Source organism: Nocardia sp. NPDC059236, assembly GCF_042754085.1.
In the GTDB taxonomy this organism is placed as follows: Bacteria; Actinomycetota; Actinomycetes; order Mycobacteriales; family Mycobacteriaceae; genus Nocardia.
The window spans coordinates 374,968-391,069 of the sequence record NZ_JBHZAF010000008.1 but is presented as its reverse complement, the minus strand read 5'-3'; the positions used below and the strand labels follow the sequence as shown (position 1 = coordinate 391,069).

At 67.8% G+C, this 16,102-nt stretch carries 18 protein-coding genes; 11 read left to right on the top strand and 7 right to left on the bottom strand.

Going from position 1 to position 16,102, the window contains the following annotated elements; translation table 11 throughout:
- Window positions 1-17 precede the first annotated feature (17 nt).
- Complete coding sequence (locus ACFXIV_RS23360) at window positions 18-584, top strand: TetR/AcrR family transcriptional regulator (protein WP_379395801.1); 567 nt, start codon at window positions 18-20, stop codon at window positions 582-584.
- Between the two features lie 43 nt (window positions 585-627).
- Here ACFXIV_RS23360 and ACFXIV_RS23355 read toward each other — a convergent pair whose 3' ends face one another.
- Window positions 628-951: a hypothetical protein gene (locus tag ACFXIV_RS23355; protein ID WP_379395803.1), complete on the bottom strand. Its 324-nt coding sequence runs from the start codon at window positions 949-951 to the stop codon at window positions 628-630.
- Between the two features lie 86 nt (window positions 952-1,037).
- Here ACFXIV_RS23355 and ACFXIV_RS23350 point away from each other — a divergent pair, with 86 nt between their 5' ends.
- Complete coding sequence (locus tag ACFXIV_RS23350) at window positions 1,038-1,616, top strand: TetR family transcriptional regulator (protein ID WP_379395805.1); 579 nt, start codon at window positions 1,038-1,040, stop codon at window positions 1,614-1,616.
- Window positions 1,617-1,725: 109 nt separating this feature from the next.
- Here the strand turns inward: ACFXIV_RS23350 and ACFXIV_RS23345 are convergent, their stop codons facing one another.
- Window positions 1,726-2,232, bottom strand: coding sequence for a MarR family winged helix-turn-helix transcriptional regulator (locus tag ACFXIV_RS23345; protein WP_379395807.1), 507 nt, complete (start codon window positions 2,230-2,232; stop codon window positions 1,726-1,728).
- Window positions 2,233-2,303: 71 nt separating this feature from the next.
- On the opposite strand from ACFXIV_RS23345, the gene ACFXIV_RS23340 reads away from it, so the two are divergent.
- The 4 genes from ACFXIV_RS23340 to ACFXIV_RS23325 all read left to right on the top strand — a co-directional run bounded on the left by ACFXIV_RS23340 (window position 2,304) and on the right by ACFXIV_RS23325 (window position 5,190).
- Window positions 2,304-2,801 carry a cupin domain-containing protein gene (locus ACFXIV_RS23340; RefSeq protein ID WP_379395809.1) on the top strand — a complete coding sequence of 166 codons (498 nt, stop codon included), beginning with the start codon at window positions 2,304-2,306 and terminating at the stop codon, window positions 2,799-2,801.
- 344 nt (window positions 2,802-3,145) lie between these two features.
- Complete coding sequence (locus ACFXIV_RS23335) at window positions 3,146-3,562, top strand: acyl-CoA thioesterase (RefSeq protein WP_379395811.1); 417 nt, start codon at window positions 3,146-3,148, stop codon at window positions 3,560-3,562.
- A gap of 192 nt (window positions 3,563-3,754) precedes the next feature.
- Complete coding sequence (locus ACFXIV_RS23330; RefSeq protein ID WP_379395813.1) at window positions 3,755-4,219, top strand: hypothetical protein; 465 nt, start codon at window positions 3,755-3,757, stop codon at window positions 4,217-4,219.
- Between the two features lie 11 nt (window positions 4,220-4,230).
- Window positions 4,231-5,190: a hypothetical protein gene (locus tag ACFXIV_RS23325; protein ID WP_379395815.1), complete on the top strand. Its 960-nt coding sequence runs from the start codon at window positions 4,231-4,233 to the stop codon at window positions 5,188-5,190.
- A gap of 157 nt (window positions 5,191-5,347) precedes the next feature.
- Here ACFXIV_RS23325 and ACFXIV_RS23320 read toward each other — a convergent pair whose 3' ends face one another.
- Window positions 5,348-5,593 (bottom strand): helix-turn-helix domain-containing protein, encoded by a 246-nt coding sequence (locus ACFXIV_RS23320; RefSeq protein WP_379395817.1) that lies wholly within the window; start codon window positions 5,591-5,593, stop codon window positions 5,348-5,350.
- A 130-nt stretch (window positions 5,594-5,723) separates the two neighbouring features.
- The gene (locus tag ACFXIV_RS23315) at window positions 5,724-7,355 is read right to left on the bottom strand and encodes an ABC-F family ATP-binding cassette domain-containing protein (protein WP_354845378.1); all 1,632 of its coding nucleotides are present in this window, start codon (window positions 7,353-7,355) and stop codon (window positions 5,724-5,726) included.
- A gap of 540 nt (window positions 7,356-7,895) precedes the next feature.
- Between ACFXIV_RS23315 and ACFXIV_RS23310 the strand changes: the two genes are divergently transcribed.
- The 3 genes from ACFXIV_RS23310 (at window position 7,896) to ACFXIV_RS23300 (ending at window position 10,674) form a co-directional block, all read left to right on the top strand.
- On the top strand, window positions 7,896-8,219 hold the full coding sequence (locus tag ACFXIV_RS23310) for a hypothetical protein (RefSeq protein WP_379395819.1): 324 nt from the start codon (window positions 7,896-7,898) through the stop codon (window positions 8,217-8,219).
- A gap of 290 nt (window positions 8,220-8,509) precedes the next feature.
- Complete coding sequence (locus ACFXIV_RS23305; RefSeq protein WP_379395821.1) at window positions 8,510-9,136, top strand: hypothetical protein; 627 nt, start codon at window positions 8,510-8,512, stop codon at window positions 9,134-9,136.
- Window positions 9,136-10,674: a hypothetical protein gene (locus ACFXIV_RS23300; protein WP_379395823.1), complete on the top strand. Its 1,539-nt coding sequence runs from the start codon at window positions 9,136-9,138 to the stop codon at window positions 10,672-10,674. Before ACFXIV_RS23305 ends, ACFXIV_RS23300 begins: the two co-directional genes overlap by 1 nt.
- A 111-nt stretch (window positions 10,675-10,785) precedes the next feature.
- Here the strand turns inward: ACFXIV_RS23300 and ACFXIV_RS23295 are convergent, their stop codons facing one another.
- Entirely contained in the window at window positions 10,786-12,090 is a 1,305-nt protein-coding gene (locus ACFXIV_RS23295; protein ID WP_379395825.1) for a carotenoid oxygenase family protein, read from the bottom strand.
- Window positions 12,091-12,210: 120 nt separating this feature from the next.
- Between ACFXIV_RS23295 and ACFXIV_RS23290 the strand changes: the two genes are divergently transcribed.
- Window positions 12,211-12,735 (top strand): PadR family transcriptional regulator, encoded by a 525-nt coding sequence (locus ACFXIV_RS23290; protein WP_379395827.1) that lies wholly within the window; start codon window positions 12,211-12,213, stop codon window positions 12,733-12,735.
- A gap of 10 nt (window positions 12,736-12,745) precedes the next feature.
- Here ACFXIV_RS23290 and ACFXIV_RS23285 read toward each other — a convergent pair whose 3' ends face one another.
- Window positions 12,746-13,771, bottom strand: coding sequence for an alpha/beta hydrolase (locus ACFXIV_RS23285; protein ID WP_379395829.1), 1,026 nt, complete (start codon window positions 13,769-13,771; stop codon window positions 12,746-12,748).
- Between the two features lie 213 nt (window positions 13,772-13,984).
- Window positions 13,985-14,392: a hypothetical protein gene (locus ACFXIV_RS23280; RefSeq protein WP_379395831.1), complete on the bottom strand. Its 408-nt coding sequence runs from the start codon at window positions 14,390-14,392 to the stop codon at window positions 13,985-13,987.
- A gap of 266 nt (window positions 14,393-14,658) precedes the next feature.
- Between ACFXIV_RS23280 and ACFXIV_RS23275 the strand changes: the two genes are divergently transcribed.
- The gene (locus tag ACFXIV_RS23275; RefSeq protein ID WP_379395833.1) at window positions 14,659-16,077 is read left to right on the top strand and encodes an amidase; all 1,419 of its coding nucleotides are present in this window, start codon (window positions 14,659-14,661) and stop codon (window positions 16,075-16,077) included.
- Window positions 16,078-16,102: the final 25 nt, after the last annotated feature.

Here is a 16,102-nt window from a genome sequence, read left to right as displayed (position 1 = left end):
ACGTTTCGGAGGAGCCAGTGCCCAAGGTCAGTGACGATCACCTCGCCGCCCGGCGCAGCCAGATTCTCGACGGAGCCCGCCGCTGCTTCGCCGAGTTCGGCTACGAGGGCGCCACCGTGCGTCGACTGGAGGAAGCGACCAGTCTGTCGCGGGGCGCGATCTTCCACCACTTCCGCGACAAGGACGCCCTGTTCCTGGCCCTGGCCCAGGAGGACGCCGGCCGCATGGCCGAGGTCGCGGCCACCCAGGGCCTGATCCAGGTCATGCGCGATATGCTGGCCCGCCCAGAGGATTTCGACTGGCTGGGCACCCGCCTGGAGATCGCCCGCCGCCTGCGCAACGACCCCGAATTCCGGGCCAACTGGGAAGAACGCTCCGAGGAGCTCACCGCCGCCACCGTCGCCCGCCTGGAACGCCGCAAGGCCGCCGGCGCCCTGCGCGACGATGTCCCCACCGAAGTCCTCCTCGGCTACCTCGACCTGGTCCTCGACGGCCTCATCGCCCGCATCGCCTCCGGCCACGCCAACGACAACCTCGAAGCCGTCCTCGACCTGGTGGAAGCCTCGGTCCGCCGTAAGCAGTGACGAACCCGTAGGTCGCCGGGCACTGAGATCATCCCTCGGTGAGTTACGCCGCGACCTTGCGGGGCGGATTGGGCAGGCCCAGTGCTTCATTCAGGCGATAGGCGCCACCGCGGCCGTGGAAAACGGCCATCACCAACGCTCCGGCACCAATGCCGAGGACGTCCGGCCAGGGGTGTGCGGGCAGCTCCGCCGCATGGATCAGCAGGCCGGCGAGGATGAGTCCGAGCCAGCCGGCGAGGGCGTTCCGCAGGGGCGAGTTGCCCAGGACGTTCGGGAACTCTTCGCCGACAAGACCTTTGATGAAGTGCGGGAGGGCGTTCGCGCCCATGACTCCGGCAAGAACGGACAGCAGCACCGTGTACCACATGAGGCACCTCTTCAGTTTCAGTCAACAACGGTAGACCGAAACTACGCCTGCGGGGAGAATCGAGTCAACATCCGTAGACTGAACAAATGGATCCCGCCACCACTCGCGCACAGCAACGTCGGAATACCGAGGCCCGGATCCTGGCCGCCGCGGGGCGGCTGTTCGCCGAATCGGGTTACGACCGCACCACTATTCGCGCCGTGGCAGCCGAGGCGGACACCGATCCCGCGCTGGTGATGCGGTACTTCGGGTCGAAGGAGAATCTGTTCGCGCAGGTCGCGGTGGTGGGGAACGTGGAGGCGATCACGGGGACGCCCGAGCAGGCCGCCGAACTGCTGCTGAAAGCACTCGCGGCCAAGCTCACCGAGGAACCGGTGAACGCGCTGGCGGCGATTCGGTCCATGCTCACCCACCCGGACGCCACCGGCGAAGTGCGCGCGGCCATGGCCGCGCAACAGCGCCAGGCCGCCGGGCACCTCGCCGGGGACGAGGCCGAGTTGCGCGCCGGGCTGCTCGGCGCGCTCACCATCGGCGTGGTGATCGGCCGCCATCTGCTGCACCTGGACGGACTGAGTGACGCACCGCCGGAACGGATCACCGCACTGCTGCGCGCCGCGTTCCACGACATCGCCCACGGCCGCGCCCAGCCCGATCCGCTCGCTTGACAGTCACTCGCGGAGCGCGTCCCGCATCGCGGGCTGAGCACCGGTTATGCGCAACGCGATTGAAACGATTCCCGGAGGGTGCGGCCCTCGGCCCGCGCCGGCGCCCGGGTCAGCCCTCGCGTTCGAGCTCGGTCAGCAGGCGCCGGGTGATGCGATCGAGGGACGCGCGCTCCTGGTCGGAAAGCGCGGAGAGGATCCGGGTTTCGTTCTCGAAATGCTCGGTGACGACGATGTCGATGAGGTGCAGCCCGCGATCCGTGAGCGCGACCTTGATCGCGCGCCGGTCGCCCGGGTCGGCGATCCGCCGGACCAGTCCCGCCTTCTCGAGCCGGTCCAGCCGGCCGGTCATGCCGGCTCGCGACATCATGAGGGTGTCCGCGAGGCCGGAGGGGTTGAGCTCGTAGGGCTCCCCCGAACGTCGCAGTGTCGCAAGCACATCGAACTCGCCGCGCTGCAATCCGTGTGCCGTGAACACGGATTCGATCCGCTCGGTCGCCACCACGGTGAGCCGGCCCAGCCGCCCGATGATGGCCATGGCCTCGCCGTCCAGGTCCGGCCGCTCCCGCCGCCACTGCTCCTGGATCACGTCCACGACGTCGGTCTTCTTCTCACCCATGGACACCACTCTATTCGATGGCATATAGTTCGGTAGCGAATTATCTCCCATCGAATCACATGGAGTTCGACATGACCACCGCTTCCCGCCCCGCCGCCATCCGCCAGCCGCAGGACGCCGAGATCATCGGCGGCGAGCCCGTCTCGGTGCGGCTGCTCATCGACTCCGACGAGGCGGGCGGGTCGGTGAGCACCGTCGAGGTCACCATGACCCGCGGCACCGACGGCGCGATGCCGCACTACCACACCCTCTCCGACGAGCTGTTCTACGTGGCCGACGGCGAACTGCAGGTCCTGGCCGGGGACAAGATCGTCACCGTCGGCGCGGGCGGCGCGATCGTCGTCCCCAAGTTCATGCCGCACGCCTTCGGCGCGGCCCCCGACAGCCCGGCCCGCATCCTCATCGCCCTCATGCCCGGCGTCGAACGCCACGGCTACTTCCGCTTCCTCGAGCGGCTCGCCCATGGCGAGGCCACCCCGGCCGATATCGAGGCCGCCCAGCAGGAATACGACAACCACTTCATCGACGCACCGCAGTGGTGGGCCGAGCGCAACGCCAACCGCGCCTGACCCCGCGCCCACCCTCGCGGATCCGCGATACCGTGAAACCTGCGCTGCCGCAGGGGAATCCGCCGAACCGCATCGGTGATCGCGTGATTCCCGCGGCGGGCCGTGCGGCACACCGGCTACACCGGTCGGTTCCCGTTGCACCGCCACGATCCCGAGCGCGCAATTCAGGGCACGATGACCGATCCGCTGGTCACGCACCGGCACCGAGAGCGGCACGGCAATCTGCCGCTATACGCGAGAACGCCGTCCTGACTCCCCAGTAGCCCGGTGGTCGCCGGCGGGGGTGTGCCACAGACCACCGAAAACGCGGAATGATCATTGCCGCGAGCCGGGTTGGTACGTTCATGGCATTCTCTGTCCCCATCACCGTCCGCGGGTACGAACTCGATATCAATGGGCACCTGAATCAGGCCGTCTATCTGCAGTACGCCGAGCACGCGCGCTGGGAGCTGCTGCGGGCGGGCGGGCTGCCGGGCGAGAAGATGGTGGCCGCGGGAATCGGGCCGGTGGTGCTCGAACAGACGGTCAAGTACCTGCGCGAATTGCATCTGGGCGACGAGATCGCGGTGAGCTGCGAATTCGAATGGACCGGCGGCAAGATCTTCCGGATGCGCCAGCAGATTGTGAAACTCGACGGCACGGTGTCGGCGGAGATCGATGTCGTCTCCGGCATTCTCGATCTCGCCGCCCGCAAACTGGTTGCGGATCCCGGTGCGACCCTGCGGGCGGTGGCCGACTCGCCGGACATCCTCGGTCTCTGATCGGCCGCCGACCACACCGGCCGGTCCGGGTTTTTCTGCGAAAATCTTTCGGCGGGAGCGGTTTCCGAAAACCGGCCAGAGTTTGCCGGAGTAGCTGAAATCTTTCGTTGCGGACCGAATTCGGTGCCCAGCGGGATATGATTCAGATCACGCTCGGCCCCGCAGCAAATCCCGAGCAGATCGGAGTTCAGCATGACCGGCGCCCTGCACCGAACGGGATCGGCGATCCTCGCCAGCACCTCGCCTCCGCTACCGGGCTATCTTGTCGCAGCCACCGAGCGAAGTATCAGCGTGCGTGTCGGCGACGGCACCACCTGGACCTTCCATCGGACCGATGTCCTCGACATCGCCCGGTGGGATGCTGCGACGGCGCAGGGCAGCTGTGAGGGCCGCCCGGTGCTGGTGCGCGTACGGTCCGGCGCCACTGCCGATTTCACGCGGCGCCGGCGCGTCGAGGTCACCGATCGTCCCCTCACCCTGTCGCCGGACCATAGTCCCGCGCGGGGCGACGACGAACTGCGCGAGCTCACCGAAATCTGGGCCCGCGGACTGGATCTCGCCACTCGTCCCGGTGCCGGCGGGGCCACCATGACCTGCTGCCAGACCCGGTCGCACCTCGGCAGCGACGACGGCATCGCCTGCGACAGCCTGGACTGACGGAAGCGCGCATGGCCGCCCGCACCATGGGATCGGTGCTCATCGTCACCGAGGCCGAGGACCTCCACGGCGACGCCCTCGCCGCCACCCTGCGCAAACACCACGGGCACAACCCGATTCGCCTCGATATGCGCGACTTCCCCCGCGAGAACGGCACTTTCCGACTCGGCGGGGACGGCTCCTACCGCAGCCTGTCGCACATCTTCGGGCTGGACGACGTCACCTCGGTGTGGTGGCGCCGGCCCCACCCCTGCGCTGTACCGGCCGGTCTGTCCGAGGAGGACGATACCTACCGCCGCGCCGAATGCGACGGTTTCCTCCAGGGACTGCTGTGGTCGATCCCGGCCCTGTGGGTCAACGACCCCGGGGCCGACCGCACCGCGAGCCGCAAGGTCGTGCAGCTGGAGACGGCCCACCGCGCCGGCTTCGCGGTCCCGGAGACCCTCATCACCAATGATCCCGACGAGGCGCGCGCCTTCATCGAATCCCGGCCCGGGTCAGTGGTTTACAAGCGCACCGGCACCGGGCGCGGCGCGTTCACCGAGACCCGGCTGTTCACCCCGGCAGATTTCGACCGGCTGGCCACGATCCGCAACTCCCCCACCATCTTTCAGGACTACATCCAGGCCGAGAGCGATCTGCGCATCGTCTGGGTGGACGGCATCGAGTGGGTGGTGCGCATCGACTCGCAATCCGGTGTGGGACGGGTGGATTCGCGCCTGGACACGTCGGTGGCCTTCACCGCCGACCGCCTGCCCGCCTCGGTGAGCAAATCGCTCACCACGCTGATGGGCGCGCTGGGACTGGCTTTCGGCGTGCTGGACCTGCGGGTGGGTCTCGACGGCGAGTTCTACTTCCTGGAGGTGAACCCCCAGGGGCAGTTCGCCTATCTCGAAATCAAGACCGGTCTGCCGATTTTCCAGAGCCTCGCAAACCTACTGGTTCTCGGCGACGGGACCGTGATCCCCTAGCGGCCGCAGGCCATCGCGCTTCCTCGAACATCGCGGCGAATCGTCGAACATCGCACCGTATCGCCCGAATTCGCGGCTGGTCGTCCTGAATCGCAAGTCGTCGACCGGCTTTCGCCGGTCGAGAACCCGCAATCCACTCCCGGAAAAGGGAAAGACGCTACTTGCCGGCCTTGGCGGCCTTGCGGCGGTTCGCACCGCCCCGGCTGCGGAGTTGCGCATGCGACTCCACGAGCACGTTGTGGATGAAGCCGTACGACCGCCCGGTCTCCCGGGCCAGGGACCGGATACTGGCTCCGGCCTCGTACTGCTTCTTCAACTGGGATTGCAGGCGATCGCGGGATTTCCCGGTGACGCGCGTGCCTTTACCCAATACGGCTTTACCCTGTGCGGGCCTGTCACTCATGGCTTCCTCCGAGTCGCCGTGGGCGCCTCATTCCAGGTTAGAGACTCGGATGCCTGTGATCAACGAAACGCTGTGATGTGAGTCACCGATTTTTGGCGACCACGCGTTTTTCCGTGTGGGAGGCGCATTCTCACGCCAGCTGGATCAGTTCCAGGTAGTCCTGCGACCAGTGATCCTCGGTGCCGTCGGGGAGCATGATGACCCGCTCGGGGTTGAGCGCCTCGGCCGCACCCGGGTCGTGGGTCACCAGTACGACCGCACCCGCGTAACTGCGCAGTGCGTCGAGCACCTGTTCACGCGAGACGGGGTCCAGGTTGTTCGTAGGTTCGTCCAGCAGAAGGACATTCGCGGCCGAGGAGACCAGACCGGCCAGTGCCAGGCGGGTCTTCTCACCGCCGGACAGGGTGCCGGCGGGCTGCTCCAGCTGCGGGCCGGAGAACATGAACGCGCCGAGCAGACCGCGCAGATCCTGTTCGCCCGCATCGGGTGCGGCGTGGCGGATGTTCTCCCAGACCGTGGCCTGATCGTCCAGAGTGTCGTGCTCCTGGGCGAAATATCCGACTTTCAAGCCGCGTCCGGGCTCGATCTGCCCGGCGGTCAGGGTCTCCACCCCGGCCAGCAGCCGGAGCATGGTGGTCTTACCCGCACCGTTGAGGCCGAGGATCACGACCCGGCTGCCCTTGTCGATGGCCAGGTTCACGCCGGTGAAGATCTCCAGCGACCCGTAGAGCTTGGTCAGGTTCGTGGCCATCAGTGGCGTCTTGCCGCAGGGAGCCGGTTCGGGGAACTTGATACGCGCGACCTTGTCGGCCACCCGGATCTCGTCGGCCTCGGCCAGCATGCGCTCGGCGCGCTTGACCATCTGGTGTGCCGCAGCGGCTTTCGTGGCCTTCGCGCCGAGCTTGGCGGCCTGCTGCTTGAGCGCGGACGCCTTCTTCTCGGCATTCGCGCGCTCGCGGACACGGCGCTGCTCGTCGGTGGCGCGGGCGTCGAGGTACTTCTTCCAGCCCATGTTGTAGATGTCGGCCTCGCCGCGCACGGCATCGAGGAACCACACCTTGTTGACCACGTCGCCGAGCAGGTCGACATCGTGGGAGATGACGATGAGGCCGCCGTCGTGGTTCTGCAGGAAGCTGCGCAGCCAGGTGATGGAGTCGGCGTCGAGGTGGTTGGTGGGCTCGTCCAGCAGCAGCGTGGTGTCGGACTTGCCGCCACTGCCGTCGGAGGCGCTGAACAGGATGCGCGCCAATTCGATTCGGCGGCGCTGACCGCCGGAGAGGGTGCGCAGCTGCTGGTTCAGCACCCGGTCGGGCAGGCCCAGGCTGTGGCAGATCCGGGCGGCCTCGCTCTCGGCCACGTAGCCGCCGAGGGCGGAGAAGCGCTCCTCGAGCCGGCCGTACTTGCGGATGGCCTTCTCACGTTCGGCGTCGTCGGCGACCTCGGCCATGAGCGCCTGCTGCTTCTCCATATCGCGCAGCAGGGCGTCGAGCCCGCGCGCCGACAGCACGCGATCCTTGGCGAGCACATCGAGGTTGCCCTCGCGCGGATCCTGGGGCAGATAGCCGATTTCGCCGGAACGGATGACCTTGCCCGCGTAGGGTTCACCCTCACCGGCGAGAATGCGCAGGGTGGTGGTCTTCCCGGCACCATTGCGCCCCACCAGCCCGATCCGATCCCCGGCCTGCACCCGCAGCGCCGACCCCGGCGCAGTCAGCAGGGTGCGGACTCCGGCCCGGACCTCCAGGTCGGTCGCGGTGATCACAAGCTTCTCCTCGGGTACAGCGGATGCCGGTAGTTAACTGAACGAGTGTGCGCCATCGCGGCACACAAGAACCACCGATTTTACCGGGGCCACCTCCCTGGGACCGAATCGAGCACATCCCTCGCTACCGCAGACCGGGAACCGGGTAACGGCGGTCACACTCCCAGAGCCGGTCGGCGCGCGGCGGGCAACCCCGGCGAGGGCCGCTCGCGAGGCGTACCGCCGGTGGGTCGGCGGGGTGCGCACCGCCGTGGCGAATAGGGAACGACACGCATTCCAATCGACGATGAATTGCGATGACGGCGGGTCGGATTGCCACGCCGGCACCTATACTCACCCGGTACATATTTGGATTCGACATGGGCTTGGGAGCGCAGCTATCGACTCTATTCGATTCAGCTCATGTGAGCCTCTCGCGACTCGGGAAGTCTGAACGTTAGAGTTGCATTCCAATCAGTGAGTCGCGTAATCGACCTGGACGGGTGGCAATTTCCGCGCGGCGCGCACACCCGAATTCCACTCTGGTCGCCAGGATCAACAATGAACGACTTTCCGCAGGGTGCCGGGCCGTGGCGGGAGCCCGATGGCACCTGGCATCCACCCCAGTCCACGCGTCCTCGGGGGCTAACGACCATCGAACAACAGTTCCTGCGCGATGCCGCGGCCGCCAAGGTCATTTCCAACGACCCGAATGTGAAGGCGGACGTGAATCTCCAGGACGCAAACAAAGCCGACGAAGCCAATGATCCCTATCAGGAAGCGCTGGACGAATCCACCACCACCCGAATTCACCTCTCGCACGACGACGCGGCCAAATTGGTCGGCCTGGCAATAGAGGACGTCTGCCCGACAGCAGGAAAATAATCCGGACACACCGGCCGGTACTTGAATGCTGCGATCTCGGTAGCCGAAGGTGACGGCCGGATCGTCACCGATCCCCCGCCACATCGGGATGGTGTCACGTCCGGTCTCGGCGGCCCCGACCGCGACCGGGAACGCGACGGCGACCTGCTCCGGATCCACCAGGCCCGTGGTCAGGTTGACGACGAATCCAGACCGATCCCTAAACCGGCAGTTCTGGCTTACATGTTGACATTTCACAGTGATTTGTCACACACTCGCCAGGCTCAACGGTGATGAGGAGGGGTTCGGCGATGACCGATCACGCGCGGGCCGCGCTCGAGCTGTTGCGGGACAGCAGCCAGTTCAAGTGGTACGTGATTCCGCTGCTGCTGGTCGTCATCTACGTCTATGCGACCGAGGTCGAACGGCGGAACTGGAATGTGCTGTTCGCGGGGCTGGCCCTGTGGGGCATGGACTGGTTCAACGAGATCTGGAACTCGCTGGTCTTCCACGCCACCGGGCGCGCGCCGGTGTGGGGCGCGACCGGGCCCACGGCGTATCAGATCCTCATCGGCCTCAATATCGAGATCTGCTTCATGTTCGCCATCATGGGTGTGGCCGCGGCGAAGATGCTGCCGCCCAAGGAGGTTCGAATCCTGGGCCTGCCCAACCGGCCGGTCCTCATCGCGGCGAACTCCGCGGCCGCGGTCGGCGTGGAGGTGCTGCTGAACAAGGCGGGTGTGCTGACCTGGGATTGGTCCTGGTGGCACGCGGGCTTCCCATACCTCATCTGGCTGTTCGGATACGTGCCGTTCTTCATCGCCTGCTTCTATGTCCACGACCTGAAGACGGTGCGGGCGAAAGCCATTGCCGTGGGCGCGATTCTGGGGATCGACGCCCTCGCCCTGATCGTGTTCGGCTCCCTCGGGTGGTTGTGATGCCCGAACCCGCAGTGCGGCACGGCGTGCTCGCCGCGGCCGCCGGACTCGCGCTCGCGGTGGCGGCGCCCCCGCAGATCGCGTCCGCCGAACCGCCCGCGTGCACGCTGCTCGGCACCGTCGGCACGCCCGAACTGGGCGCGGACGAGTCCACGGCCGGACTCGACGCATTCCCGGCGGCCGCCGTCCCGTTACCGGATCAGGTCTTCCTGCGGACCACCGCGGAAACGTTCAACCGCCGCTGGTCCTTCGCCGTGCGCGACGGGTCCGTCTACGTGAAACAGGCGGCCGCGCAGGGCGGTTGGCGCACGCTGCCGCTGCCCGGGTGCATGGCGGGCCGGATCGCCGGCGTCTCGGCGGACGACGACGAACTCATGGCCATCGACGTCGACGGCCGCTTCTTCACCATGGACCACATCCTGAGCGCACCCGCGGACTGGAACTGGAGCAGCCGCTACGGCACACCGCTGTGGACCGGCCCCGGCAACACCCTGCCGCCGGGCACGATCGCCTGGACCTGGTCGGTGCTGTCGCCCAACGAGGATCACCGCTGGCGCGACACCGCCGGCAATGATCACAATGTCGGCGGCGCGAAGGTGTCGCACGTCTTCGCGCTCACCGACGACGGCCACCGCATCCACTACGTGGACCCGTGGCTGCCGCTGGACCACAGCTACGAGATGTCCACGCCCGACCAGGGCCGCTTCCGCGCGGTGGCGCTGTCCACCAGCGGATCGACCACGCTGGTCGTGGATCGGTTCGGCAATCTCTACACGCGGCTCTACGATTTCGACATCTCCGGCGCGGACAAGGTGTTCTTCCGCTACTCCTACGAGGATCAGCGGGGACGGCCCGCGGCGCCCGACATGCTCGGTGAGCGGATCGACGATCACTACGCGGCGATCCAGCTACCCGCGCCGGACTGGCTGCGGCAGCCCAGGATTCCCGGCCGGATCACCGATCGGGTTTCCGTGCACAAGACCGGAATCGGTTCCGACGCACGCGAATTGCGTGTCGAAGGCGTCGACGGCGGGCGCACCGGCTATTGGGTGAAGGAACTCGCCGCCGACCAGTGGGATTTCGTACCCACCGATCGTCCGCTGGCAGGTCGTCTGCTGGACAACACCGGCACCGGCCACTCGGCCGATGACACCGTGGCGGCATCGCCGTACACCTATGCGGGCCGGACCGCGTCGGGCGTGGCCGTGCGGATCGAGTCCTTCGATGTCGCGGTCTCCCCCACCCCGCTGCGCCTGGACTTCGCCGACGGCAGCCACCTCGCCCTGACCCTGCACACCGTGGACGGACTCCGCCAGACGGTCCAGGCGTCCGGAATCACCGATCAGCCCAGAAGTTTCGACGGCACCGTGGAGATCCCCGCCGACACCCTCGCGACACTCCCGGATCAGCCGGCACCGGTCCGCGAGTTCCTCCAGACCGCCCTCGCGGGACGCCGTTTCACCGATACGCCGGTCCGCGTCACCACGAACGAGTTCCGTATCGACGGGCTCGGACTGACGCTGTCGCGCACCCGCTGAATCCCCGTGGTGTGAAGGCCGACTCGCCCGCGATGACGCTGCCGGGGCATGGGTAGATCCAGAAAGGCATGCGGGAAGCCACGATCGGTAGCGGCCGCCTACTCGAGCGTCTCAGTGGTCGGGCAGCCAGTTGCCGTGGAAGCCGTACGGGATCCGGCGGGGCAGGTGGATGGTGGCCACCGGCGCGGCTGCCAGGTCGGTGGCGTCGAGGATGACGAGGTCGCTGCGGTCCTCGCCGGAGTCGTAGACGTAGGACATGAGATAGCCTGCGCCGCCCGGGCTTTCGTCGGCGGGGGCGAAGGATGCCTCAGCGGGGAGGCGGCCGGGGCCGAAGGTGTGGGCGGTGCTCGAGCCGGTGTGGAGGTCGTAGCGCAGCAGCGCGCCGACGCCGCCGTCGGAGACCGAGACGTGGCCGTGGCGGGCGTTCAGGCCCGCGAGGCGGTCGTCGATGCGCGGGAATTCGGCGATGCGGTCGTCGAGTTGGTCCTCGCGGACCGCACCGGTGGCGAGGTCGATGGTCCAGCGCCACAGTGTCGCGCCCTCGTCGAAGTCGCGGGAGTCGGAGCGCCACATGCTCCGATAGCGCATGGCGTGCAGCACGATCCGGCCGTCTTCCTCGTGCGCGTTGAGGGTGTGGAAGACGTAGCAGGGTTCGATGGCGAACCAGCGCACCTCACCGTGCGGGTCGTCGCGGCGCAGTACGCCGAGGCGGGCCTGGTAGTCGTCGTTCCACCGGAACGGCATGCCGGCACCGGTCATGGCGGTCTGCAGGTCGAAAACCACCGGCAGATCCATGAATACGACATGGTTCGCGGTGAGCGCGAAGTCGTGGTGCATGGTCGCGGCCGGGACGTCGATCTGGCGGCTGAGCTCGAGCGTGCCGGCCGCGTCGGCGCGGTGATAGGTCAGGTAGGGCTCGAAGAAGTCGTAGCCGAAGAAGTGCAGCTCCCCCGTGACCGGGCAGGTCTTCGGGTGCGCGGTCATGGCGGTGGTGAGCTTGCCGTCGAAATCGTGCGGTCCCAGAGTGTCCAGATCGCAGGTCAATTCGTAGGGAAACGAGGATTCGACGAGCGCGAACGTGCGCCCGGCGTGCCGGATGACGTGCGTGTTCGCCACGCCCGCAGTGAAATCCCGCCGGCCGTGCTCGTCGATGCCCCGGGCGCCGTCGGTGAAGGTGCTGGTGCGCACCCACCGATTGCGATAGGACACCGCGCGCCCGCCTTCGATCCGCACGCCGTGCACCATGCCGTCGCCGAGGAACCAGTGTTTGGAGGCCGCCGCGTGCGGGTTGGGCCCGTTGCGCAGGTACCAGCCGGTGAGTTCCTCGGGAATCGTTCCGGTGCAGGGTAGGTCGTGGGTGGTGAGCTCGTCGGCGACGGGCGCGTAGTTGCCGGTGAGGTGGGGAGGTGTGGTCATGTTCGATACCTGCCTGCCGGAGGAGCCGGGCTCCTCGACGTCGCGACATTCCAATTCTGACATGTCCAAGCCTGAGCCTCCATGCTCGACATGTCAATACTGGAATGTAAGGTAGGGGGCATGAGTCTCCGGTACGCCCTGCTCGGGCTGCTGTCCGATGGTCCCGCCAGCGGCTACGACCTGCTGCGGACCTTCAAGCACTCGCTGGCCAATGTCTGGCCCGCGACACAGAGCCAGATCTACACCGAGCTCACCAAACTCGCCGACACCGGATTCATCGCCGTCAGCGACGAAGGACCGCGCGGCCGCAAGGAATACACCATCACCGACGCCGGGCTCGACGACCTGCGCACCTGGCTCACCACGACCCGGCCGAAACAGGTGACACGCAATGACACGCTATTGCGCGTGTTCTTCCTCGGCATCCTGCCGCCCGAACAGGCCCGCGCCTACCTGGCCGGCATCGCGGAACGCGCCGAACACGCCCACGCCGAACTGGGCGAACTCGAGCAGCACATCGACTGGACCGACAGTAACCTGTCGCATTACGGCCACCTCGCGCTGGAATACGGCGCCCGAGCCACCGCCATGAACCGGGACTGGGCCCGATGGGCCCTGGAACAGCTACCCCCGGAACAGGATTGACCGGCTCGCGCTACAACCCGAGCCCGTGGGCCAGCACCGGCCAGGAAGCGGGCAGCTCGTCGTCCCAGTAACCCCAAGAGTGGGTGCCGTAGGGGTGCAGTTCCACGGTGGCCGGGATGCCCAGATCCGCGAGCCGGTCGGCCATGGCGTGCGTGCACTGGTCGACGGCGGCCTCGAGAATGCCGCCCACCAGGATCTGGTTCGCGAGACTGTCTCCGGCACCGGCGAAGTGACGGTCCCCGGCCCTGTCGTGCGGCCCGGGCATGCCATTGCCGCTGGACAGGTACAGGTCGAGCCCGCGCAGTGCCTCGGCGTGCAGGTAGGGATCGTTGGCCGCCCACATCGGGTCACCGGACGGGCCGTACATATTGCCGGCGTCGCCGCCGCCGAACCCGACCGTGATCCGGACATACATCTCGCCCACCGGATCGGCGATCCGCGCGCAGCCGCTGAACGCCGCCACCGAGCGGTACAGGCCGGGTTTGGCGATCGGCAGCTGCAGGACCGACGTCCCCGACATCGATACTCCGACAAGACCGTTCACGCCACTGGTGCCCAGCGCGGCATCGATGAGCGGAGGCAGCTCCTCGGTGAGGTAGGTCGTCCACTTCATGACGCCCAGCCGCGGATCCGGCTGCCGCCAATCGGCGTAGTAGGACGCCGCGCCGCCGATGGGCTGCACGACATTGACGTCCTTGTCGGCCAGGAAGTCGAAGGCATTGGTGCGGCGATCCCAGGAGGCCGCGCCCTTGCCGCCGCTGCCGCCGCTGAGCATGTAGAGCACCGGGCGGGGCGCGGACCGGTCGGCGGGCAACTGCACATCCACCGGAAAGTCGAGGTTCATGGCGGCGGAGTGCACGGTGAGTTCCAGGTGCCGATCGTCGACGCGCCGGATGCCGACAATGGCCGAACCGTCCGGCGCCACCGGCGCGGTCCCCGGACCGGCGGGCGTCATCACATCCGGTTGAGCGCGCGCCGCCGGATCGAAGGGGGTCGAGGACAGCGAGACGAGCCCCGCCGCAGCCATAACTGCCATGCTGCAAATCATCGAGCGGTATCGCACGTCCGGGGTCCTGGTTCTCGCGTGCCGCCGGCGCGCTTGACCTGGCGACTGTTCTGCTCCGACGGCGACGGCCGTCCGCGGCCCGACGGAATGCTCATCGGGCGCGCGGCGGCGAGTCTGGCAGCCGCTTTCTAACGGCAGGTTTCCGAATGTTGTCGGGCAGAAAACAGCTTGCGCACCGAAGGCTCAGCCGAGGGTGAGCAACCTCGCAGTCCCGGAGACGACGGTCTGGCTCGGATCGACCAGCGCGACCCGGACCTGCACGGGGGCGCCCGATACCAGCGGCGTCTCCCCCGCCACCGGGGTGAGCGCGATGGTCGCGGCGTGCTGGGAGCCGTCGCAGGTGAACGAGTCCTGCTCGCCGGTGGCGGCCGGCCGGTCCGCGTTCGGATCGCCGACCATGGCCAGGATGCCGGCGACGCCCGCGGACGCCTCGCACATGTAGTCGATGCCGATCGACGAAGCTCCCGCCGACTCGACCGTGATGGAGTTGGCGGCCAGCGCGGGCGCCGCGGCGAGCAGCACCCCCGCGCCCAGGGCCGCGACGACAGCGGCGGTGACGGTCGAGCGGTGACGGTTCCGAATGACGACCATGTTTTCGTTCCTCCTGTGTGACGGATCTGGATCGCTGAACACACGTGGAAAGACGCCCGGCCAGTATCGCGCCGAAGCTCCAGCGTCCAACCGGCGGCCCCCGGGAAGCGGGGGGAACCGCACCGCGCGGCGAGTCCCGCATCCACCCCGCAACCACGCGGCAGCCATCGAGCCGGGCATCCGGTGCACGACAGGGGTCGAGGATTCGGGCTGCGAGCGTCACTATGAGAGCCGAGGCAATCGCATCCGGATCATGAGGAGCGCCGGTGGATTCCGACATCTGTTACGCGTCCGCACGGGAGTTGGCCGGCTGGCTGCGCGCCCGCCAGGTCTCGGCCGTCGAGGTGGTGCGCGCCCACCTGGATCGGATCGAGCGGATCAATCCCAAGGTCAATGCGATCGTCACCCTGGTCGGCGAGCAGGCGCTCGACGCCGCCCGCGCCGCCGACCAGCGGGTGGCCGCCGGGGCCGAACCGGGTCCCCTGCACGGAATTCCGATGGCGCACAAGGACACCCACGACACCGCGGGCATCCGCACCACCTACGGCAGCCCGCTGCTGGCACAGCAGATCCCCGAGCGCGACGAGCTGCTGATCGAGCGGCTGCACGCGGCCGGAGTCATCACGGTGGGCAAGACCAATGTGCCGGAGTTCGGGGCCGGCTCGCACACCGTGAATCCGATCTTCGGCGCCACCCGCAATCCCTACGATCTCGGCAAGTCGGCGGGCGGCAGCAGCGGCGGCGCCGCGGCCGCGCTGGCGTGCGGTCTGCAGCCGCTGGCCGACGGCAGCGATATGGGCGGGTCGCTGCGCAATCCGGCATCGTTCTGCAATGTGGTGGGCTTCCGACCGTCGCCGGGCCGCGTGCCGACCTGGCCGGATCCTTACGCGTGGGGAACGCTGACGGTACAGGGACCGATGGCGCGCACGGTGGCCGATGCGGCGCTGCTGCTGTCGGTGCTGGCGGGCCCGGATCCGCGCAGTCCCATCGCGATCACCGAACCCGGCTCGATCTTCACCGGATCCCTGGACCGGGATCTGCGCGGGCTGCGGGTGGCGTGGTCGCCGGATCTGGGCGGCGCGGTGCCGGTCGATCGGGCGGTGCGGGACGTGCTCGAACCCGCGGTCCGGGTGTTCTCCGAACTCGGTGCGGTCGTGACCGAGGACTGCCCGGATCTGTCGGGGGCAGAACAGGTCTTCCGGACGCTGCGCGCGTGGCTGTTCGCGCTGGCGCTGGAACCGCCACTGGCGCACCGGGATCTGGTCAAGCCGTCGCTGGTGTGGAACATCGAGCAGGGGCTGGCGCTGAGCGGGCGCGACATCGCCGAAGCCGAAGTGCTGCACACGATGCTGTTCCATCGGATGCGGGAGTTCTTCGAACGCTATGACGTACTGCTGCTGCCGGTGAGCCAGGTACCGCCGTTCGATGTGGAGCTCGAGTATCCGGACACGGTGGACGGCGAGCCGATGTACACCTATCTGGATTGGATGCGGTCGGCGTATTTCATCAGTGCCACCGGATGTCCGGCCCTGTCGGTGCCCGCCGGATTCACCACCGCGTGGCTGCCGGTGGGCTTGCAGATCGTCGGACCGCATCGTGCCGACCGCCTGGTTCTGGAGGTCGGGCACGCCTTCGAGCAGGCCACCGGATTCGGCACCGTGCGGCCGCCCATCGCCGCAGGCTGATTCACTCTCGAAGCCCGAGGCGGAG